The organism is Candidatus Eremiobacteraceae bacterium, assembly GCA_036511855.1.
In the GTDB taxonomy this organism is placed as follows: domain Bacteria; phylum Vulcanimicrobiota; class Vulcanimicrobiia; order Eremiobacterales; family Eremiobacteraceae; genus JABCYQ01.
This window is the reverse complement of record DATCBN010000029.1, coordinates 40,266-61,227: the sequence shown is the minus strand read 5'-3', so window position 1 is coordinate 61,227 and position 20,962 is coordinate 40,266. Positions and strand designations below refer to the sequence as shown.

The following is a 20,962-nucleotide window of genomic DNA, read 5'->3' as shown; positions in this document are numbered from 1 at the left end:
ATCCGCGCCACCGGTCGTCGCATCGTTTGAGTTCGCGCAACAAGCGCTCACCTTCGATGCCCGCATCACCGGCACCGCGCTCCGCTACCTCGGCGTTCCCTACGTTTGGGGCGGCACTTCGTTCGGCGGCGTGGACTGCTCTGGATTCGTCTGGGCGGTGTTCGCGAAAAACGGCATCTACTTGCCGCGCACGGCGGACGCGCAATACGAATCGGGCCGGCACGTCTCGACGCAAGATCTCCGGGCCGGCGATCTCGTGTTCTTCCAGACCTACGCGCTGGGCGCGTCGCACGTCGGCATCTACTTAGGCAACGGAAGGTTCGTCCACGCGTCGTCCTCTAACGGCGTGCGCGTCGACCAACTCGCAGAAGACTACTACTCGGCTCGATATCTTGGCGCACGACGTTTGGCCAAGGTCTAAAACGGCACGAAGCCTCAAAGTTGCCCTCTAGCGGTCGAGTTCACTCGGCCGCTTTTTTTTAATGCCCGCGGGCGCTGTCGCCCGATCGAGGACCCAAGGCGCGGTCGGTGCTCCACGCGAATCCGCTGGCAACGGAGGATGGTGTGATGTCTCTCGATGGCGTGGCCTCTTTATCGCAAATAGGCACGTTCATCGTGATCGCGGCGACAGCTGTGATCGCGGTCGTACAATTGCGGCATCTTCGCAGTGGCAATCAAGTCCAGTGGATGCGAGGTCTGGCACAAGACTACGAGGGGGCGGAGTTTCGCGACGCATTTCATTTCGTTCGATCTGAACTCGCGGAATGCCTCAAAGAACCGCCGTTCCGGAAGGAACTTCGGTCGGGCCCGCTCGACAGATCTGAGCATCCCGAGGTCGTCATTCTGAATCTCTTCGAGACCTGGGGAAGATGCTATCGCGCGGGCGCCGTCGACCGTAAGGCTTTCGTCGCTCAGTTTTGCAGGGTTATCGTCTCTCACTGGGACGTGCTCGAACCTGCCATAGCGCTGATCGCCACGCGAACCGGCGGGGTGAATACTTTTTTCGGAAGCTTCGAGTATCTCACGGTGCAGGCACGGGCATGGATGACTAACAATCCGCGCGCGGATTATCCAATAGGCGCGCCACGAATCCCGCTCAGAGATCCGTGGGCGAACGAGGACGGCGTTGCGCTGCCAAGCGAGGTGTGACTCGAGTCGAGCGTATTCGACTGCTAGTTTTCTGCGATGTGGTCGCGCCGGTCATCGGCCGCCAATGAAGGCCAAACGGCAAACCTAGACAGAATACGGCTCTGCGCACGTGATGGGGCGTAGCCAAGCTGGTAAGGCAGCAGACTTTGAATCTGCCTACCGTAGGTTCGAATCCTACCGCCCCAGATCTGATTCAGTTCTTGCCGAACAGTGCGCTGGCGCCGAACCCGACGTAGTGGAAGCGTGACCCATTCACCACGTTCAGCGCGTTGCCGACTTCAGCGTCGAATTGCACGCGCCCACAGACTTTTTGCATGCCATAGTCGACTAGGCCGCGGCTGCCGGCGTTCGGCGACGCCTTTCCGAGGTTGGCGCCTTCGACGTACAAATACCAATTCGACGGAAGCGAGTACGCGGCACCCGTTGACGGAACGAACGAGCCGAAGCGCACGGGCTTGCCATTGGCATCTGTGCCGTAGAGCGAAGCGAATCCCGCGGTGCCGAAGAACGAGAGTTGACTAGTCAACGTGTACGCGCCGTTGAGGATCAGCTCGTAGGTGTCGGCACCGTTCGTAAACGCCGCATTCCCCGTCGGCATCGTCATCGAGACGCCGAAACCGTAGAGCGCACGCGACGAATAGCCAAGCACCGCTTTGAATCCGACTCCGATGTCGCTCGTGCCCGGGGTCCGAGTGATGCCGTTGTTCATGATCTCGGCAGACGGAGGCGTCAGGTCGATCTCGATCCGAGGCCCGATTCCTATATGGACGAACGACTGCGGAACATTGGTTGTGGAATTGGCCCCCGCGCCGGTCGTCGTCGTGGACGAGTAACCGGTTTCAAGCACGACTTGCCCCGATTTAACGGCGCACACCGAGCTACTGACCGAAGGTCGCGAGACATACGCGCTGATATTCGAACAAGGATCTGGCAGCGCGGCCGCGGGCGCTGCAGTGGGAGTAGCACTCGGAGCGGGACCCGATGAGAGTTGGGGCGTCGTGTCTGCGCCGGCCGGCTTCGCGGTCAAGGAGAACACTACGCTCGCGACTGCGAGAACGGCAAAGCGGCGCATCGTCGTCCTCTCACTCGAGCGACTATTGCGCGCCCGACGTTCGCTGCTTGGGAGCGATATCCCGGCGAGCGGTGAAAGGAAGCGACTGAGGCGAATCGCCAACGCGCTAGCTATGCACATCCAAAGCCAACGCCCGCGCGTAGATAGTACGATAGGGGGCGCACTTAATTGAACCGCCCGGAACGTTCCGACGAAGACCTGATAACCTCGCTGGCAGGCCGGGAATTGAGCGCGCTCGACGCACTCTACGACCGCTATCATCGAGTTGCTTTTTCGATGGCCTACCGCGTCCTCGGCGATCGCGGCACGGCAGAAGATGTCGTCCAAGACGCATTTTTGTCGGTGTGGCGCCAAGCCAAGTCGTTTCGGCGCGAACGCGGGAGCGCGCGCACATGGCTGATGTCGATCGTGCATCACCGGTCGATCGACAAACTGCGCTCGCACGCCAACACGCCGAATCTGCTTCCGATCGATGAAGCGCAGGACCGCGAATCCGAACAACCCGGCACGTGGCAAGTCGTGTGGTCCAGACTCACGGGCGACGCCGTGCGCGGCGCGCTTTCGCGATTGCCGACGGATCAGCGCAAGAGCATCGAGCTCGCGTTTTTCTCCGGTTATACCCACGTCGAGATCGCCGGCCTCATGAACGTTCCGCTCGGCACGGTCAAAGGCCGCATGCGCATGGGATTGCAAAAACTCAAGGCATTGCTGGAGCAGCCGGAAGCGGGGGTTACCGGCGCATGATGGATCACGATGCGATCGCCGAATTGTCGGGCGCGTATGCCTTGGATGCCGTGACGGTCGATGAAGCACGGACGGTCGAGGACCATATCGCCGGATGCCCGGCGTGTGCCGCCATTGTCGCCGACATGCGGGGCACGGTGCGGGTGTTGCCGCTTTCGTGCGAAAGCGTCGAGCCGTCGCCCTCCCTCAAACGGCGCATTCTCGATCTGGCCGGCGGCGAACTCAAAGCCGAGACACGGCTGCGGCGCAACGCACAAAGCGCGGGCGACGATCTTCCGCGGTCCTTGCGGCAAGAGAAATCGTCGTGGTCGCGCTATTGGGGCGCCGCCGCCGCTGCCCTGTTGCTGATCGCCGCCGGATTCGGAGTGGGAACGATGCAGGCGCGCAGCGCGGCGGCGGGTCACATGGCCGAAATGCAAGCGCAGGCGGCGAAGGCGCAAGAGCAACTCGCCTTTGCAAGAGCGGCTTACGCGGAGATCGCGGCGGATGCGAAAAACGTGCACGGCGTCGTCGCGGATGTGGCGCACGGCAAGGTCTGGGATATGAGCGGCGGCACCGGCTCGCGTCGTTGGCACTGTATGTTCGTCCAGCCGCCGAACAAGAAAAATGCCACGCTCATCGCGAACATTCCGTCCGCACCGCATGGCATGAAGTATCAGGTATGGATCATCCGTAAGGGAACATTCCATCGTGCGCCCGTCTTACCGACCGGAGTCGCGATGTTAGAAATGCCGATGCCGTTAGAAGCAGGCGATGTGGTGGCATTTTCCATGGAGCCGCCGCAGGGCAGCGCGCATCCCACCAGCGGCTTCATGATGAAGAAGACACTGTTGTGAAGGTGGGCTAGCGCCAAAAGACGGGGCAAGCGGGGCCGACCATAAAAGTCGGCCCCTACTAGCGTACGACATTCACCGCATCGCTGACGGCCGGAATCAAGGACACATTCGCGCGTCTGCGGTAAAACACGTGAAATTGCAACTGCACTCAGAGGAGCGATATGCGCAAGAAAGTGACCATTGTCGGCGCCGGAAACGTCGGAGCGACCACCGCACACTGGATAGCTGCGAAGGAGCTCGCGGACGTGGTCCTGGTCGACGTCGTCGAAGGCGTGCCGCAAGGCAAGGCGCTCGATCTCCAAGAGTCGCTGCCCGTCGAAGGCGCCGACGTGCGGATCACCGGGAGCAACGATTACGAAGCGACTGCGGATTCCGACATCGTCGTCATCACCGCAGGCCTTCCGCGCAAACCAGGGATGTCGCGCGACGATCTGCTCAAGGTGAATTCGGCGATCGTCGGCAGCGCCACGCAAAGCGCGATCAAGCTCTCGCCCAATTGCATTTTGATCATCGTCACGAATCCGCTCGATGCCATGTGCGAAGTGGCGCGCCAGAAGAGCGGCTTCCCACGCGAGCGCATCCTCGGGATGGCCGGCGTGCTGGATGCCGCGCGCTTTGCCACGTTCATCGCCATGGAGCTCAACGTCAGCGTCGACAATGTATACGGTGCCGTGCTCGGCGGGCATGGCGACCAAATGGTCCCCCTGCCGCGGTACTCCACGGTCGCGGGTGTGCCCATCACGGAGCTCCTCGACGCGAAGACGATCGAGCGTATCGTGGACCGCACGGCAAAAGGCGGCGGAGAAATCGTCGCCCTGCTCAAGACGGGCAGCGCGTACTATGCGCCGGCGCGAGCCATCACGGAGATGGTCGATGCCATCTTGCGCGACAAGCATAAGATCTTGCCCTGCGCCGTGAACTTGAACGGCGAATACGGCCTGCGCGACCTATTCATCGGCGTGCCGTGCAAATTGGGCGCGAAGGGCCTCGAGGCGGTCATCGAGCTGAAGCTCACTCAAGACGAGTCGGCAGCGCTGCAGAAGAGCGCGAGCGCGGTGAAGGAGCTTGTGGACGCGTTGGGGTCTCTCTCAGCCTAACGAATTCCAAGCGCAGGAGTGCGTTTTACGGGACGGGTTAGGCCTCGGCCGGGCTCCCGAAGGGCTGCGACTTTCCTTTGCTCGAACGCCAACCGATGATATTAATAGAGAGTCAGCGCCTTCGCGAGGAGTAGAAGTTTCTTGAAACGCGCCACCACGGAAGCCGTTCGCGTCAAGCGCAAATTCCAGCGCGGGAGCGTTCGCGTTGCCGTTGTGTTGCGCAGCGACGACGGCAAGGTGGCCACTGGCGAAGCACGCGACGTCAGCGCGGGCGGCATGAAGCTGACGACGCATGACAAACTCGGCGCAGGTATCAAGGGGTACGCGCAGCTCGCGCTTCCCGGCGGTCAAGTGGTGCGTGCGGCGGTCGAGACCGTCTGGGAAGATGCGATCCCGGGCAGCGGCTACGTCTACGGCATCCGCTTCAACAATCTAGGAGCTACCGAACGCTTTGCGCTCCTCGAGGCGATCTACGCGCCGGGCGCGGGCGAACGGCCTAATCTCACATCGCTCACCGGCGACGATGGACCGCTCGGTACGCAACCGCTCAGTCCGGCGCACCACGCATATTATTTGCGACTGCTCCGCCGCATCGAGCAAGCCCATAAGCTCAACCCCGCCGACACCGACCGCATCTTATACGCCCGGCTCTACCTTGCAAGAAGCCTGCGCGAGATTCTCGTCGATTTCGGCATCGTGGCGCAGGCCAACCTCGATGAATTCCTTTCCGGGATCTACGGCGTGCCGTACATCGATCTCAGCCGCACGCGCCCAGACCCTAACGCCGCCGACGCAGTTCCGGTCGGCATCGCGACGAGTCAGTATATCATCCCGATCTCGCGCAAGGGCGACACCCTAATCGTGGCCATGGCCGATCCAGCCGATCTGCCCACGCTCGATCTGATCCAGCTGCGCGCAAAAAAAGACATCGACGTCCGCTTCGCATTGGTCGAAGATATCGAAGCGGCGATCAACAACGTCTACCATGGGGCGACGCTGCACTCTGCCGATAAGCTCATCGACACCGTTGCCTCGGTCAAATCCGCATCGAGCGGATTCGTCGATGGGGCAGATGTCGAAGACCTCGAAACCCTGCGCCGGCTCTCCGATGCGACGCCGATCGTCACCCTCGTGGATTCGGTGCTGCGCAGCGCGGTCGACGACGGTTCTAGCGACATCCACCTGGAACCGTTCGGCGACGCCATCGTCGTCAGATTCAGGCTCGACGGCGTCCTTCACGAAATGCGGCAATTGCCGAAGAACGCGTACGCCGCGGTCGTGTCGCGCATCAAGATCATGGGCCGCATGGATATCACGGTCCGTCACGTGCCGCAAGACGGCCGCGCGTCCATCCGCTTTCAACGCAAGGAGTTCGATCTCCGGATCTCATCGCTGCCCACGGTATTCGGCGAAAAAATCGTTATCCGGCTGCTGGAGAAGAGCCCGCAAGTCAAGGATCTGAAATCGGTCGGATTCAGCGACTCCAACTACGCGCTGTTCGCGCCGTTGATCAAACGTCCGTACGGCATGATTTTAGCGTGCGGACCCACCGGCAGCGGCAAGTCCACCACCCTGTTCGCGTGCCTGCAAGAGATAAACAACGGAACTACCAACATCACGACCGTCGAAGATCCGGTCGAATACCGGGTTCAGGGCGTCAACCAAGTCGAGGTCAACGTCAAACGCGGGCTCACCTTTGCCGGCGTGCTGCGGTCGCTCTTGCGCCAGGACCCGGACGTCATCTACGTCGGCGAGATCCGCGACCGCGAGACCGCCGATCTCTCGATCCGGGCCGCGCTGACGGGCCACTTGCTCCTGTCGACGCTGCACACAAACTCTGCGATCCAGGCCATCGCGCGGCTTGTGGATATCGGCGTCGACCCTGCGATGATCGGGTCGTCGATCATCGGCATCGTCGGACAGCGGCTAGTGCGCCGCATCTGCAAGGAATGCAAAGAGCAGTACGCGCTGCCGCCCGAAGAGTCGCTCATCTTGTCGGAGATGATGCCGCTCGTCACACCGGCAAGCTTGTGGCGCGGGCGCGGTTGCGACAACTGCCACGACACCGGTTACAAAGGCCGGCTGGCCGTGCATGAAATACTCCCGGTGGATGAGGGCCTGCGCCGCCTCATCGCCAAGGGCGCGGATTCCAATCAACTGCTCGATCACTGCAATGCGCAAGGGTTCACCGACCTGCGCGATGATGCCATGCAGCGCCTCATCGATGGTGAGACCACGCTCCGCGAAGTCATGCGCGTCACGGTCTAGTCCAAAGATCTAAGCCACCCAACGCATCCACGTGCTGTGCGGATGACACATGGCGAGCATGGAGCGGTCGATCTGAACCGCAGAGTAGTTCGTCAACGACAGGACCGGGAATTCGGCGCCGACCGGCCATTCGAATCCCACACGCGCTAGAGGGCGCCGCGCGCCGAGCTCGCAGAGCGCGTCTTCGAGCATCTCGCGTTGCTCGGTTCCAAATTGGTTCATCGTGAAACTGTGGTAGACGATGACGGCCAGATCGGGCGCGATGCTTTCGACGACCACCGGAAAGACCTCCGCGGCGTCGCCCGCGATGAGGGTGGGCGGCTCGGCTCTCGCCACGTCGATCGCGCGCTCCAGCAACTCCAGCCGGTCCGTGCATTCAGGCCACGTCAACGCCCTAAGCCACAAGACATCTTCGGCGTTGCGGACGTCCAATGGGTCGATGTCGATGCCGTAGCGCTGCACGATCGCAGGCAAAGGGCGCACGGCCGGGTACTTGCCGCCGCGCAACTCGCATTCGAAGCGCACGAGCGCCGAAGGATCGCCCCACGCGAGATCGCGGTCGTAGTCGCAACGGTAGCGGTCCCATTGAAGATTGAGACCCGCACTGGCGCCGATCTCGACAAACGCGGCACGTTGTGTGCCGAGGACGTTCGCGGCGCTGGCGAACGCCGGCACGAGCGAAGCACAACGCCGTACTTCGTTGGTCTGCACGCGGCGCGTCGATGTGAGGGCGCGGATTTCGTCCGCATGCGCAATGCAGAAGATCCGGAAATGCCGGAAGACGTCGGGTTCGAATGACGTCGCGCCGCTTATCGTCGTGTACGAACGCGAGAGATCGGACTGCGCCCCTTCGAGCAAGAGATAATGGACGGCTGCGAAGAGCAGGTTTGGCTGAAGATGCCGCGGGCGAACATTCCCGGTCAGCGCCAAGAGCTGGGTGTCGATCGCAACCCGCTGGGCAAGATGCTCGTAGAGCGGGCTCGAATCGCGGGCAGTCCGCGCAAAGTGCTCGTATGCTTCCGCTTCTGGTGTCGCCCCGTTCACTAACCGGAGGTTCGTGCGCGCCGAAGCGGTAACCCTGGTGAGATATGTCACACGATCGAACTTTCGGATTTCGAACCCGCGCGCTGCACGCAGGCACGCCGCCGGACCGCACGAGCGGTTCGCGTGCGCTGCCCATTACGATGACGTCGAGCTACGTCTTCGAATCGGCAGAAAGAGCCGCCGATCTGTATGCGCTGCGGACCTACGGCGATGTTTATTCGCGGATCTCGAACCCGACCGTCGCCGCGTTCGAGGAGAAGATGGCCAGCCTCGAGGGCGGCCTTGGCGCGGTTGCCGCCGCTTCCGGACAAGCTGCGCAGATCGTGGCGATACTCACAGTCGCGCAAGCCGGCGACCATATCGTCGCGTCGGCGAACCTCTACGGCGGAACGATCACGCAATTTTCGGTGACGTTGAAGCGATTGGGCATCGAGACCACTTTTGTTCCGGGCGGCGATCCGGCAGCGATGCGAGCTAAGGTCAAACCCAACACGAAGGCGATGTACGCCGAGACGATCGGCAACCCGATCGGCACGGTCGCCGACTTGCGCGCGCTTTCGGATGCGGCGCACGACGGCGGCGTGCCGTTGATCATCGACAACACGTTCGCTTCGCCGTACCTGTGCCGGCCGATCGAGCACGGCGCCGACGTCGTAGTGCACTCGGCCACCAAGTTCATCGGCGGACACGGCACGGTCATCGCCGGCGTATTGGTGGAGTCGGGTAAGTTCGATTGGGCCGCGGGAGGCCATCCGCTCATCTCGTCGCCGAGCCCGGGCTATCACGGCCTCAATTTCTCGGAGACGTTTGGTGAGTACGCCTACCTCATGCGCGCACGGGCTGAAGTGTTGCGCGACGTCGGCGCTTGTCTCTCGCCCATGAATGCATGGCTCCTCGTGCAAGGTCTTGAGACGCTCGCGATCCGCATGGAGGCGCACGTCGCCAACGCACGACGAGTGGCAGACTTTCTCGCCGGTCATCAAGATGTCGCCTGGGTGAAGTACGCGGGCCTAAAAGATAACCCAAGTCATGCGCTTGCCCTGCGGTACCTGCCTCGTGGGGCTGGGTCTATATTCACGTTTGCGCCACGCGGCGGCCGCGAGGCGGCCGTGCGCTTCATCGAGGCGTTGGAGATCTGGAGTCATCTCGCAAATGTCGGAGACGCGAAGAGTCTGGTGATCCACCCTATGTCCACCACGCATCAACAATTGACAGAAGAAGAAGCGGCGGGCGCCGGCATCACGCCTGATATGATCAGGCTCTCAGTCGGGCTCGAAGACGCCGACGATCTCATCTGGGATCTCGAGCAGGGATTCGCGGCCGTCCGTCGCTTCGCAGCGGCACCGGTCTCGTGATTCTGACGACAGCCGGCCAGCGCCGCGATCTGCTCGCCTCCGCCCGAAACGTCGCCGTGATCGGGGCGAGCGCCAATCCGTTGCGGGCCAGCTATTTCGTGTATAAGTACTTGCGCGCTCACGGTGTCCAGGCATATGGCGTCAATCCGGCTTACGCGAATATCGACGGCGTGCCGTGTTATCCAACGCTGGCAGCATTTACGACCGCTCTGGGGCCGCCAGACATCGTCGATGTTTTCCGCAAGCCGTCGGAGACGCCGGCCGTCGCGCGCGACGCCATCGCGGCAGGCGCAAAAGCTATTTGGTTCCAGTACGGCGTGATCAATGACGAGGCGATCAAGATCGCAGATGACGCCGGGTTGACCGTCGTCGTCGATCGTTGCATGAAAGTGGAACACGCGCGCTTCCACGGCGGCTTGAGTACCGCAGGGATGAACTCAGGCGTGATCAGTTCGCGGTGGCGCGCTTAAATAGACCCTAAGGTCTCCGGTTCGTCCAGGACGCCGGCCAACTCCGCAAACACGGCGCGCTCGACGTCTCCCCGGTGCTGCTTGTCGTCGCCGAAAGCGTACGTCGGGGCGTAGAAGCGAATGCCGCGGACGGAGTGGTCCCGGATCTCGCTGATGGCCACGACCACAGCAGCGCACGGAAACGGCGTGCTGCGCATCGTCTGCCGCGCGACCTTTGCGTCACCGCGCGCTGCGATCACTAGATCCTCGGCGAGAATCTCCATTGCCACGCACGTGCTGTCCGCTGCTATGTTGACATACGCGGAACTGCGATGATCGAGTGCGACGGCAATGCTGCCCGTATCGACCGCCACGACCCACGTGCACAACGCGGTCGCCGGGATGCCGTCTTTGGAAACCGTCGCCAATACGACGGCCGTGCCGCCCGCGAGTGCTCCGCGCATCGCTCGGCGAAGTTCATGCTCCGCATCGCCGATGTTGGGTTGATGCCCAGACGCCATTAGAGGCACAATGCCCGGGCGGGCTCGGTTGGATCACTATCGTTGATCGAATAAACTCCGCTGACCGCGTTCGAAAGGCTCGTTACCTTACCATATACGCGCTCGTCCAGAATGGTCTGTCTTGAAAGCAACATTGGATCGACAACAGCATTTTCAGTAGGGCAGAGTTCGAAAAGCGCAACTCGAGAGTCATATCCGTCCTTCGAGAAATACAACTCGTATGCTCCTGGCTCAAATCCAAGGAATCGATACGTTCCGTCGCGAGAAGTTGTCGCGATCGACCCGTTGTTAGGGCCGGTCTCCACATAAATCCTAACGCCACCAATCGGACTGCCTTGAACATCTCTGACAATCCCGTGAATTGACGCCGATGCCTGAACAGCGCTGGCAGGGAGCGAGCCCAGAGGCGAACTCCAAAATAGTACGACAGCCGCGACAACCATCCGCCGATCAGTTAGCCTGATTGTACGGACCAGCGTCTTCAGGGATCGAGAGAAGGGGGCAGACTCATCGAGCATACCCTTATATTCGGTAGGCTTCGCAGGAAACCCCGACTTCCCCAAACAATCATTTGGGGAAGTGGAAGACGACGTCAGGAAAGGGGGCGGCCGTGGCCAAAAGCACGCAATCCGTGGCGATCATCGAGGAGTTCTCGGCGTATATACGCCTCGAGCGCGGCTTGTCGGCGCGTACGGCGGAGGAATATTCACGCGATCTTGACGATTTTGCGCGGTTCTTAGACAAAGACCGCTCGCAGGCCAAGTTGCTGAAAGCCGGGCTGATCGACGCGCGCAAGTACGTGATGACGCTGATGGGTCAGCGCAAGTACACCGCTTCGGCGGTCCGGCGCCGAATCGCTTCGCTGCGCTCGTTTTACAAGTTCGTGCAGCGCTCGGGCCGGCGCCCGGACAATCCGATCATGGAGCTGCAGCCGCCCAAGGAGCCGCGCAAACTTCCGAAGATCCTGTCGGAGCGCGAAGTCGGCAGGCTTCTGAGTGCGAAAGTGCACGTGGATGACGAGTTCCTCTTCTCCCGCGATCATGCGATTTTCGAACTCATGTATGCGGCGGGAGTCCGAATCGCGGAGCTTGTCGGATTGAGCATGGGTGACGTGGATAGGGAACGTCGGGTCATGCGGGTCACGGGCAAAGGCAACAAGCAGCGTATGGTCTTGATGAACAAGACCGCGCTGCGCGCGCTGAACCGATATCTAAATGTCCGGCCGCACTGTCAGACCGAAGCGTTGTTCGTCAGCAAGCGCGGCGGGCGCCTGACCGCGCGCGCCGTCCGGTATCAGTTCGCGGCGTTCAAACAGGCCGCCGGCATCGAACGCGCTGCATCACCGCATACGTTGCGCCATTCTTTTGCCACCCACATGCTCGAGCGCGGCGCCGATTTGATGGTCATCAAAGAACTTCTCGGGCACGAAAACTTGTCCACCACTCAGATCTACACCAATGTCTCGATGGAACACGTGCGCCAGACGTACGAAGATTCGCACCCGCGCGACAAAGACTCATAAGCACCGCGGATGACGTTTGAAGAGTCCGTGCGCGCGCTCGAGCGAATGGCTGCTGCCGACGCAGCCGATCCGGCAGCGAACCCGCAGTCGGCGACGCGCGTCCTCACACATGGCCGCCGGACTGATCGTGCTCTTCTTCTTCTGCACGGATTCACAAGCTCACCGCGCCAGATGAGCGACCTGGGCGAGCTCGCATTCGCGCGGGGTTGGAACGTCTTTATCCCTCGCCTGCCGCACCATGGCCTACGCGACCGCATGACGAACGCGCTCGCCGGCTTGCGCGAAGCGGATCTGAAGACCGCCGCATCGGACGGTCTAGTGGCGGCAAGCTCACTGGGCGAACGGGTCGATGTGCTCGGCTTTTCGATGGGCGGCGTCATGGCAGCGTGGCTCGGCCAGACACACGATCTGCATAGCGTCACGGCAATCGCGCCGTTTATGGGCCTTAAGCTCACGCCGCACCGGTTGAGCAGTTTGATCGGTGAGACCCTGGCTGCCGTGCCCAACGCATGGTTGTGGTGGAACATCTGGGAACGCGCGGCCCAGCTGCCCATGCATGCCTATCCGCGCTATCCTACCCATGCGGTCGCCGAATTGCTACGCTTGGGTCAGGATGTCATGAGACGTGCGGTGGGCAAACGCCCGCGCGCTGCGCACATCTCCGTTATCGTGAACTGCGACGATCCCAGTCAGAACAACTCGGTCTCGCATGATCTCGCGAAATTGTGGACTGCAAGCGGCGCCAATTGCAACTGGCGAGAGCTGCGCAACTTGGGTTGGTGCCACGACATCATGGACCCGACCACGTATCCGAACGCCGCGAAGTTAGTGTACTCGATCGCGATGGAAGCGCTGGACTCGCACATCTAGCGAGCGCTTCACACGTTGAATTTAATGCGAACGTCCTCGCTTCGAAGCAGCCGCACAGCCAACCATGATATTGGAAGGCCGAATATGACGACGATCATCAGACCCGATTCAAGACCATCCCCCACAGGACCACCGGTGGACAATTTGTAGAACTCAACCCAAACGAGTATTGTCAGCGAGGCAGCGCTCCAAATGGCATTGAACGTCATATCGACGAGCGCGTACCAGTATCCGATCCGGCTTCCGGCAAGCAGCAGGGGAGCGGCGATGAGTCCGAGGACGCTCGCGTTGACGACGAATCGATATAGTCCAAATCCGGACGACAAACTCCACAGCGCCCAAAGACCTTCGCAAAAGACGAGACCCGCCACGATCGCCACGGACTTGGCGGCCGATAGCTTGATCTCGGCCGTTAGCCGCTGAACGGTAAAGATTCCCACCATTTGCGCCTTCGACGGGCTCGCCGCCCGGCCTTGAGACCGTTAGCCTCGGTCGTGACAGACCTGGCCGCTGACGCGATCGCCGAAAAGATCATCATCGTCGGCGGGTTTAGCAACCTGAATGAATACGGAGCCGCTACCGCAAACCCGGCGTCGATGAGCGCGTCTAAGCCAATAATCACGTATGCCGAATTTGAAAAACTGGATATGCGCGCGGGCCGGATCGTTGCCGTCGAGCCGTTTCCCGCAGCGCGTAAACCCGCGTATCAGATGACGATCGACTTCGGTCCAGACGTTGGAATGAAGCGATCGAGCGCGCAAATCACGAGCCTCTATACGCCGGAGTCCCTGGTTGGCAAGGTCGTTCTCGCGGTCGTCAATTTCGCGCCCAAACGCATCGCCGATTTCACCAGTGAAGCATTGGTCTTGGGCGTCGCCGACGAAAGCGGCAACGTCGTGCTCTTGTCGCCAGATTTCGCGGTGCCGATCGGCGGCAGCGTCTACTGATCCGCTCGGTCTATTCGAAGAGCGCGGTCGTCGCCTTGCTTCGCAGGATCATGTACTGAAGAAAACCGGCCGCAACGAATCCGAGTGCGACCGCGACGGCTGAAGGCGTCGGTCTGAAAAACGCTTCGGCCGCAAGGTTACCCGCATTCAGCAGGTTCAAACCGGCCAAGACAACAGCGAGCATAAGACATGCTTTGATTCGCGCGAAAAGCCCAACGCCCGCGACGACCAATAGGACACTCGCGATTCCACAAAGGACGGCGGATCCAAGAGCAGCGCCTGACATCATCGGTTCTCCGATCAACCGGCTGTAGCCCAGTGCAGAATACCCCTGCAAAAGGCCTTGCAGCAAGAAGAACGAGGCCACGATCGTCACGGGCCACGATTTTACGTCTCTGAGCTTGCTAGCCTGACCGTCGCTTTCGACCACTCCTAGCTGCTCGCGCATTTCTTGGGCTTCATCCAACTTCGCAAGGCGTCCTAGTTCACACGAAGGAATTGTCGGATCAACACGACTTTTCGGAGGCGTACCATGCCGACCGCGCATTTGCGTGCCTGGGCGCCGATCTTCGGCGCGTGGCTCGTGGTGGCCACGCTCCAGACGGCACAAGCCGGCACGGGCGACGGCAGAGTTCCATTCGGCGCCGGCGCGGCCGTGCTGCACCATCCGCGCTACCACGCGTACCGGCTCGAGCACGTCAAGATTCGCGTCAACCTCGACGAAACGCACGGGTCGCTCACCGGCGACGTCACCAACGTCGTCACAGTTCTACACGATCTCACTTCGTGGATCGACTTCGATTCCGATGGGTTGCTGTATTCTTGGGTCGGCATCGCCGGCGGCTCAAAATTGAAATATCAAACGTTTGGCCAGACGCTGCGCGTCTTGTTGCCGACGGCCGCCCCGGCCCTCAGCCGCTATGCGGTCGAAGCGCGCTATTCCGCATCGCCAAAACTCGGGATCTACTTCTTTCTGCCGGACAAAGTCTATCCGAACAGGCCAACCGAGATATGGACGGCGGGCGAACCAGATTCCAATCGCCACTGGTTTCCGACGTATGACTGGCCCGATGAAAAGGCCACGACGGAAACGATCACGACGGTGCCGGAAGGGCAGACCGTCGTGAGCAATGGCCGGCTCGTATCGGTGACGCACGATCGCGCGCATCACAGCGCCACGTTCACGTGGACCGAAAACGTGCCGCACTCGACATACCTGACCGCGATCTATGCCGGCTATTTCGACCACATCTCGACGCACGCGGGCGACGTGCCGATTTCGTACTACGCCGCGAGAGGCTCCGGCCTCGCCGCCGCGGACAACTGGCGCATGACGCCCGATGCGGTGGAATTCTTCGAGCGCTTCAACGGCGTGCCGTATCCGTGGGAGAAATATGCGGAGGTCGGCATTGAGAGCGACTCGTTCGGGAGCCTTGAAAACGTCAGCGCGACGATGCTCGGAGGCAAGCGGCACGACCGCCGCGCCGAACTCGATGGTTTCGCCGGCGGCGGCGTGGCGCACGAACTATCTCACCAGTGGTGGGGCGATGACGAGACGTGCGCCGACTGGGGCCAGCTTTGGCTGAACGAGGGCTACGCCACATACTATGAAGCGCTTTATCGCCGGCATGCGCTCGGCGACGACGCGTTCGCCATGGACATGCACCGGATCGCCGCCGGAGCGCTCGGTCAAGATGTCGCGTATCGCCGGCCGATCGTCACCGAATCCTATGGCTCGCCCATGGACATGTTCGACGGCACGACCTATGAAAAAGGCGCGGTCGTCCTCCACATGTTGAACGTGATGCTCGGCGACGCGATGTATCGCAAGGGCCAGACGGCGTTTCTCAAAACGTACGCGACAAAGCCTGCCGATACGAGCGAATGGGAATCCGCGTTCGAGCACGCGACCGGCCGCGACCTTTCGTGGTTCGTCAACGAATGGCTCTATCGCGCCGGCTATCCTGAGTACGATGTGCGTTGGCGCGCGGACCACAACACCGGATATATTCATATCCACGTCGACCAGACGCAAAGCGCGGCCTGGAACACGCCGACAGTCTTCAGCATGCCCGTGCCTGTCGAAGTGCTGTACGGCGACGGCCGTCGCTTTGAGACGACGGTTTCCGACAGCGCGCGAAGCCAGGATTTCACGATACCAGCTCACCCGGCATCTGCAAGCGATCCCGCCTCGCGGGCGGCATCGGTCATTTTCGACGCGAACGGCGCAGTCTTCGCAGCCGTGATCGATCACGCGAGCCCCACCGAACTGCGTTTCCGAATGGATCATGCGGCAGCGATGATCGACCGCTTGGATGCATCCGAAGAGTTGCCGCAGACGCCGGCGAATCTGCCTTCACTTGCGGCATTCATTGTGCGCGAGCGCAACGTGGACGAACGCGCCGAAGTTCTCGGCACACTGAACCCTTCAAAAGCCGGCGCGCGCCCGCTGCTGCTCCACTATTTCGATGCCGGCCCGCCGCAGATGCGAACCGCTGCCGCCCAGGCGCTGAGCGAGGCACCTGCGGACGCCGCGACAATCGCCGCGCTCGTTCGGCACGCGGCGTACGATCCGTCGTACGCGACGATGGCTGCCGCGATTACGTCGCTCGGCAAGCTTCAAATAAAGAGCGCACACGCGATGATGCTAAGTGCGGCAGCGAACGACGAGGCAACTGGCGAGATTGCGAGCGCTGCCCTCGGCGCCCTCGCACGTATTGATGGGCGGGCAGCGATTCCGCTGCTCGAACGTTACGCGCGCTACGGCGCGCCCGACGACTCGCGCCCTGCAGCGGTCCGTGCGCTCGCGCGAGCGGGCAGGAAGGATCGAGAGGCGGCGTCCTTCGTTGCGGGTCTCTTGCAAGAACGGGACCTTGCGATTAAATTTGCCGCGGCCGGCGCGCTCGGCCGGATGGGCGTTCCGTCGGCTGTCGTCGCGCTCCAGCGCGAGCTGCTGACGAGTCCCGACTACCCGTTCTACCGCACGATCGTCCAAAGCTCGATCGCTTCACTGCGGGCGGAATCGCGGCGCGGCCCGACGAACCGCGCCCCATGAAAAATAAAATAGCGGCGGCGCTCGCACTGAGCGCGGCCATCATCCTATTCGCCGCGACAAATAACGCGGTGGCAAAACCTGCGTCCCCTCCGAACACGCCGACCGCGGCCGAGCTCCCGTTCGTCACGCGCTCGACAGCGGAGCTTCAAAAACTGTACGGCACAACCACACTCGCAGCGAAGGCCGGCTACTTCCGGTACACAGACGAGGATTCGACCGGCGCAATCAGTTGGGTCAACCCTAAAAATTGGAACAGCGATGAGACGCACCCGAGCCAAGTTTGGTACGACGTGAAAGGAAATCTCATAGGCGTCGACTATTCGTGGCTAAAGACAAGCAGCACGCATCCGAGCAAGTGGGGGATTCTTCCGGCCCGCTGGTTCGAGTTCGAATCGCACGTCCACTACTTAGTCGCCGCAAAGGCCCTTGGGGCGACGCAGTACGGCTACATCCTCAACGGTACGATCACAAAGGATGGAGGGTCGGCCGCACATCCCACCGCAGCCGACGTCGTAAAGGCCGGCAAGGCCAAGTCGGCAAGCGATGTCAAGACGGTCTTTTCTTTCCCCGACTTGTGGGACCTCGAATTCTGGGTCGTGCCGAACCCCACCGGCGTATTCGCCGAAAAGAATCCCAACGTGAAGCCGTCGGCAACCGCCAAAAAGCCTATGGAATAAGGCGCCAGCGATATATATCTGAGGACCTTTGAGGGCCATTGTACTAGGGCAAGCATCGCTTGCCCCTTTTTTTTGGGCGAGCGATGCTCGCCCTCCTACATATTTGGATCGGGCAAGCGATGCTTGCCCTCCTACAGACTAGCTAATGCGACGAGATGGTGATGTCGCCGCTGACCGCGTGGAGATCGACTCTGGCAGTCCCGGCTCCAGTGGTCTTGTCAACGCTGGAACCTGGCGAATCGTTGTTGACATGGTCGCCGGCGCACGAATGAATGGCACCGGTCAGAGTCTCGGCGGTGATGTGGGCGGACGAGTTGGCGGGCATCACGATCGTTACGGTGCCGGCCGTGGATTCCGCTTCAACCGCTTGCGCGCCGTCGAGCTCGTCGAATTCGGCCTGCACGTCGCCGGATATAGTCTTGAGCTTTGAATCTCCGCGCAGGCCGGTGGCGTGCACGTTGCCGCTCATCGTCGACGCGCTGACGGGACCGTGAGCACCGTTGACATCAACGTTTCCCTCTGTTGAAGTCGCGTCCACCGCGCCGGTCACGCCGCGCACGATGATGTTGCCGCTCACCGTGGTGACGATGACGTGTGCGCCGGCCGGCACATGGACGACGTAATTCACGGAGACGCTCGCTTTGTCGTCGACTTGCGTTGAGGTGACCCGGAGATCGCCGTGTTCGAAAGTGCCGTACACACGGATCGCGTTCGGATCGCCCTGGACCGAGGCGTCCACTTCGCCTGACGCGCGGCCCCAACCGATGACTTCGATATCGCCATGGACGTTATCGATGCGCACCGTTCCCGTTGCCGAGACGTCGCCGACCAAAAGCTCCTTGCCGGGAACCGCCGCTTTGTCAGCGCTTGGTTCCGGTGTCAGCCACGTGGAATCGCTGTTCGCGACCTGGGTCGCCGCCGGAGCGATGCCCAATGCCGCTTTGATGTTCGCCCGTTCTGCGCCCGCGAGATCCAGATCGAGCGCGTCAACAAAAGCCCGGTGCACGAGAGTTAGATTGGCGTGCGGTGCAAGCGCGGCGACGGCGTTGAGGCGCAACGCTTCCGACCGGCCGTTGCGCATCAAACCGATGAGCGCGACTTGCACCGGACGGTGTCCGGCATAGGGTGCGACCGCCGCCAGGGCATTCAATCCGACCGCCTCATCTTGCGTCGAATTGAGCACGTCGGCAAGCGATTCCATCGCGGCGGCGCGAGACGCGGCCGGCGTCATAGCCGAGATGATGTTCAGCGCGACCGGCTCGTCATCGCCTTCGCGCAGGATCTTTCCAAAAACGCGCAAGACATCGGAACTGTCGGCGTACGGCGCCAACGCGGCGACGATGTTCAGGCGCACTGACTCGTCGTTGATGGAGCTGAGCGCACGAAGCAGAGCCTCGCGCACCTTCACGTCACCGGTGTGCGGAGCGAGCGCGCTGACGGCCGCCAGCCGCTCTTCTTCTCCCGGAGCATTTGCAAGCACGGCGAGCTCGGACTTGACGGTGTCGACCGGCGTGACGGGCGTCGCGTCGGTGAACGCGATCGCGGCGACTTGTTGAACCCGAGAAGCCAAGGGCACGACCACGATGTCGCTTCGCACGGCTCCCCTGCGCGCGATTGCCGGCCGTCGTCGCGGCTGCACCACGCACGGACATGCGGCTGTGCTTCCCGCGCGGACGCGGACATTCGAATCGTCGTTGCCGGAGCGCATCGCGAGGAGCGCTGCGTGCGTGCCGCCGGGCGGCTTTTGTGAAGCCGCGACCGGAAGCCCGATACGGGTTGCCGACACCGCGACGAGCGGCGTCAGTTGCGACGCGAAGATCAAGACGGCCATGAGACCGCCGACCGCGGCCCAAGCGACGCTCGCCGCCACTTGCGGCCGGGTATCGCGGGTACGATCCAGCAGCCGCTCGATACGAGTGAAAATCTGCTTTTGGGTGAAGACGGCGCCAAGTGTGGGGAGTGCGGTGACTGGACGCGCCGCCGCGAGCTCCGCGAGACGCGTCAAACAGTTGGCATATGGCCGGGCTCCGCCGGTAGCCGAGACCACCCAATCGTCGCACGCGACTTCCCGCTCGATGCTGAGCTGGCGGCCGATCACGAAAATCGCCGGGCTGAAAAACAGCAACGTCTCGGCGATCTTTTGGAGAAGGTTCGTCCAATCGTCATACCGCCGCACGTGCGCGAGCTCGTGCATGCCGATCTGGTCGAATTCGCTTTCGGTGAGATGTTCGACGAGGTCGGCCGGCAAGACGATCGCGGGATGGAAGAGTCCGATCGCTACCGGGATTTCAACTGCGCCGGAGACGAGCAATCTCGGAACGCGAGAACCCCTCGAGGCACGCAGCCATTCAGCGAGACGCATCTGATACGATGCGCCCAATGGAACCGCGCGGTCCTTGATGCGTTGCAGGCGGATGTGCCCCACGATCAGCCGGATGATAAGCGCCGTGGCGACCAGATACCATGCCAAGAATATCGCGACCGCCCAATCGCCGTTCAAGGTGACGATTGGTTTGTTGGAAGGCAGTGGTGCCGCGTTTGGGCCGCTGAGCGCGGAAATGGCTCTTGCGCCCAGGCCGCCGCTGAGAACATTTGTGGAGGCATCTGCCGTACTCGGCGTAAGCGCCGGGCGATGGACGCTTGAAACCCGGCCGCCGGAAATCGAAGCGTCGCCGGCGATGAACGGGTGTCCGGGAAGCGGATCGAGCGCAAGCGTGGCCACGAGAGCGGCAAGCCAGATTCCGTAACGCGTGGCGGCGTTGCATTGAGGCAGCAACCGGACTGTGGCCCACGCGACGATCGCGACCGGCAATGCGTAAGCGACACCGGCCAATAGCGCGCCTGCGGCGTGGCTTGCGATAGCCTCGAACGCCGCCAGCGCAGAATCCACTAGTCGGCGCTTTCGCTAGCTTTGATGATCCGCTTCAGGCGGTCGATTTCACTTGCATCGAGTTTCTCGTTCTCCAAGACGTTGAGCGCGAGCAAACCCGGCGAATTGTCGAAGAACCGGGTGACGAGCTGTTTGACCGCACTGCGTTGTGCCTGCTCGCGATCGACGATCGGAGCATAGACAAAAGCGCGCCCCGACTCGTGATGCCGGACGTAGCCCTTCTGTTCGAGAATTCGCATGGTGGTGAGTACCGTGTTGTACGCGAGCGGTGTTCTACCGGGTAAAGCTTCGACGACGTCGCCGACCGTGGCCTTACCTTTCTCCCACACGATATCCATGAGCCGAAGCTCCGCTTCCGTGAGGGTTGCAGATTTTTTTCTTGCCATTTGGGTCTCCCGTCAACCTAACTAACGAATTAGGTGTTTGCTGCCGGGCCACCGTTTCCTGCGGGTCGAAATTCCTAGGG

20 protein-coding genes and 1 tRNA gene are annotated in these 20,962 nt (G+C 61.7%); 14 read left to right on the top strand and 7 right to left on the bottom strand.

The window, feature by feature from the left end; all coding sequences use genetic code 11:
- The 3 genes from VII69_04595 to VII69_04585 form a co-directional block, all read left to right on the top strand.
- A partial coding sequence (locus VII69_04595) for a C40 family peptidase (GenBank protein ID HEY5094381.1) occupies positions 1-421 on the top strand: 421 nt, incomplete at its 5' end.
- Between the two features lie 146 nt (positions 422-567).
- A complete protein-coding gene (locus VII69_04590) occupies positions 568-1,149 on the top strand; it encodes a hypothetical protein (protein ID HEY5094380.1) in 582 nt (193 codons plus the stop codon).
- Positions 1,150-1,262: 113 nt separating this feature from the next.
- Positions 1,263-1,335 (top strand) — tRNA-Gln (locus VII69_04585).
- 7 nt (positions 1,336-1,342) lie between these two features.
- Here VII69_04585 and VII69_04580 read toward each other — a convergent pair.
- Positions 1,343-2,221, bottom strand: coding sequence for a hypothetical protein (locus VII69_04580; protein HEY5094379.1), 879 nt, complete (start codon positions 2,219-2,221; stop codon positions 1,343-1,345).
- Between the two features lie 168 nt (positions 2,222-2,389).
- Here VII69_04580 and VII69_04575 point away from each other — a divergent pair, with 168 nt between their 5' ends.
- From VII69_04575 to VII69_04560, 4 genes are all read left to right on the top strand, one after another.
- Entirely contained in the window at positions 2,390-2,965 is a 576-nt protein-coding gene (locus tag VII69_04575) for a sigma-70 family RNA polymerase sigma factor (GenBank protein HEY5094378.1), read from the top strand.
- A complete protein-coding gene (locus VII69_04570) occupies positions 2,962-3,801 on the top strand; it encodes an anti-sigma factor (GenBank protein ID HEY5094377.1) in 840 nt (279 codons plus the stop codon). The genes VII69_04575 and VII69_04570 overlap by 4 nt, the downstream gene beginning before the upstream one ends.
- A 161-nt stretch (positions 3,802-3,962) precedes the next feature.
- The gene (mdh, locus tag VII69_04565) at positions 3,963-4,898 is read left to right on the top strand and encodes a malate dehydrogenase (GenBank protein ID HEY5094376.1); all 936 of its coding nucleotides are present in this window, start codon (positions 3,963-3,965) and stop codon (positions 4,896-4,898) included.
- Positions 4,899-5,039: 141 nt separating this feature from the next.
- Positions 5,040-7,166: an ATPase, T2SS/T4P/T4SS family gene (locus VII69_04560; protein HEY5094375.1), complete on the top strand. Its 2,127-nt coding sequence runs from the start codon at positions 5,040-5,042 to the stop codon at positions 7,164-7,166.
- A 9-nt stretch (positions 7,167-7,175) separates the two neighbouring features.
- On the opposite strand, the gene VII69_04555 is transcribed toward VII69_04560, so the two are convergent.
- Entirely contained in the window at positions 7,176-8,261 is a 1,086-nt protein-coding gene (locus VII69_04555; GenBank protein ID HEY5094374.1) for a DUF2332 domain-containing protein, read from the bottom strand.
- On the opposite strand from VII69_04555, the gene VII69_04550 reads away from it, so the two are divergent.
- A complete protein-coding gene (locus VII69_04550) occupies positions 8,255-9,565 on the top strand; it encodes an O-acetylhomoserine aminocarboxypropyltransferase/cysteine synthase family protein (GenBank protein ID HEY5094373.1) in 1,311 nt (436 codons plus the stop codon). The two genes, VII69_04555 and VII69_04550, sit on opposite strands and share 7 nt — an antisense overlap.
- A complete protein-coding gene (locus VII69_04545; GenBank protein ID HEY5094372.1) occupies positions 9,562-10,035 on the top strand; it encodes a CoA-binding protein in 474 nt (157 codons plus the stop codon). Before VII69_04550 ends, VII69_04545 begins: the two co-directional genes overlap by 4 nt.
- On the opposite strand, the gene VII69_04540 is transcribed toward VII69_04545, so the two are convergent.
- Positions 10,032-10,478, bottom strand: coding sequence for a hypothetical protein (locus tag VII69_04540; protein ID HEY5094371.1), 447 nt, complete (start codon positions 10,476-10,478; stop codon positions 10,032-10,034). The genes VII69_04545 and VII69_04540 overlap by 4 nt on opposite strands.
- A 667-nt stretch (positions 10,479-11,145) precedes the next feature.
- Between VII69_04540 and xerA the strand changes: the two genes are divergently transcribed.
- Positions 11,146-12,057 carry a site-specific tyrosine recombinase/integron integrase gene (gene xerA / locus VII69_04535; protein HEY5094370.1) on the top strand — a complete coding sequence of 304 codons (912 nt, stop codon included), beginning with the start codon at positions 11,146-11,148 and terminating at the stop codon, positions 12,055-12,057.
- 9 nt (positions 12,058-12,066) lie between these two features.
- A complete protein-coding gene (locus tag VII69_04530) occupies positions 12,067-12,927 on the top strand; it encodes an alpha/beta fold hydrolase (protein ID HEY5094369.1) in 861 nt (286 codons plus the stop codon).
- Between the two features lie 8 nt (positions 12,928-12,935).
- Here the strand turns inward: VII69_04530 and VII69_04525 are convergent, their stop codons facing one another.
- On the bottom strand, positions 12,936-13,370 hold the full coding sequence (locus VII69_04525) for a hypothetical protein (protein ID HEY5094368.1): 435 nt from the start codon (positions 13,368-13,370) through the stop codon (positions 12,936-12,938).
- Positions 13,371-13,421: 51 nt separating this feature from the next.
- On the opposite strand from VII69_04525, the gene VII69_04520 reads away from it, so the two are divergent.
- The gene (locus VII69_04520; protein HEY5094367.1) at positions 13,422-13,874 is read left to right on the top strand and encodes a tRNA-binding protein; all 453 of its coding nucleotides are present in this window, start codon (positions 13,422-13,424) and stop codon (positions 13,872-13,874) included.
- 10 nt (positions 13,875-13,884) lie between these two features.
- Here the strand turns inward: VII69_04520 and VII69_04515 are convergent, their stop codons facing one another.
- Positions 13,885-14,322, bottom strand: a complete 438-nt coding sequence (locus VII69_04515; protein HEY5094366.1) for a hypothetical protein — start codon at positions 14,320-14,322, stop codon at positions 13,885-13,887.
- Positions 14,323-14,406: 84 nt separating this feature from the next.
- Between VII69_04515 and VII69_04510 the strand changes: the two genes are divergently transcribed.
- Entirely contained in the window at positions 14,407-16,929 is a 2,523-nt protein-coding gene (locus VII69_04510; protein ID HEY5094365.1) for a M1 family aminopeptidase, read from the top strand.
- Positions 16,926-17,606, top strand: a complete 681-nt coding sequence (locus VII69_04505) for a hypothetical protein (protein HEY5094364.1) — start codon at positions 16,926-16,928, stop codon at positions 17,604-17,606. The genes VII69_04510 and VII69_04505 overlap by 4 nt, the downstream gene beginning before the upstream one ends.
- A gap of 142 nt (positions 17,607-17,748) precedes the next feature.
- On the opposite strand, the gene VII69_04500 is transcribed toward VII69_04505, so the two are convergent.
- Together VII69_04500 and VII69_04495 are read right to left on the bottom strand one after the other, a co-directional pair.
- Positions 17,749-20,496 carry a M56 family metallopeptidase gene (locus tag VII69_04500; protein ID HEY5094363.1) on the bottom strand — a complete coding sequence of 916 codons (2,748 nt, stop codon included), beginning with the start codon at positions 20,494-20,496 and terminating at the stop codon, positions 17,749-17,751.
- A complete protein-coding gene (locus VII69_04495; GenBank protein HEY5094362.1) occupies positions 20,496-20,882 on the bottom strand; it encodes a BlaI/MecI/CopY family transcriptional regulator in 387 nt (128 codons plus the stop codon). Before VII69_04495 ends, VII69_04500 begins: the two co-directional genes overlap by 1 nt.
- Between the last annotated feature and the right edge of the window lie 80 nt (positions 20,883-20,962).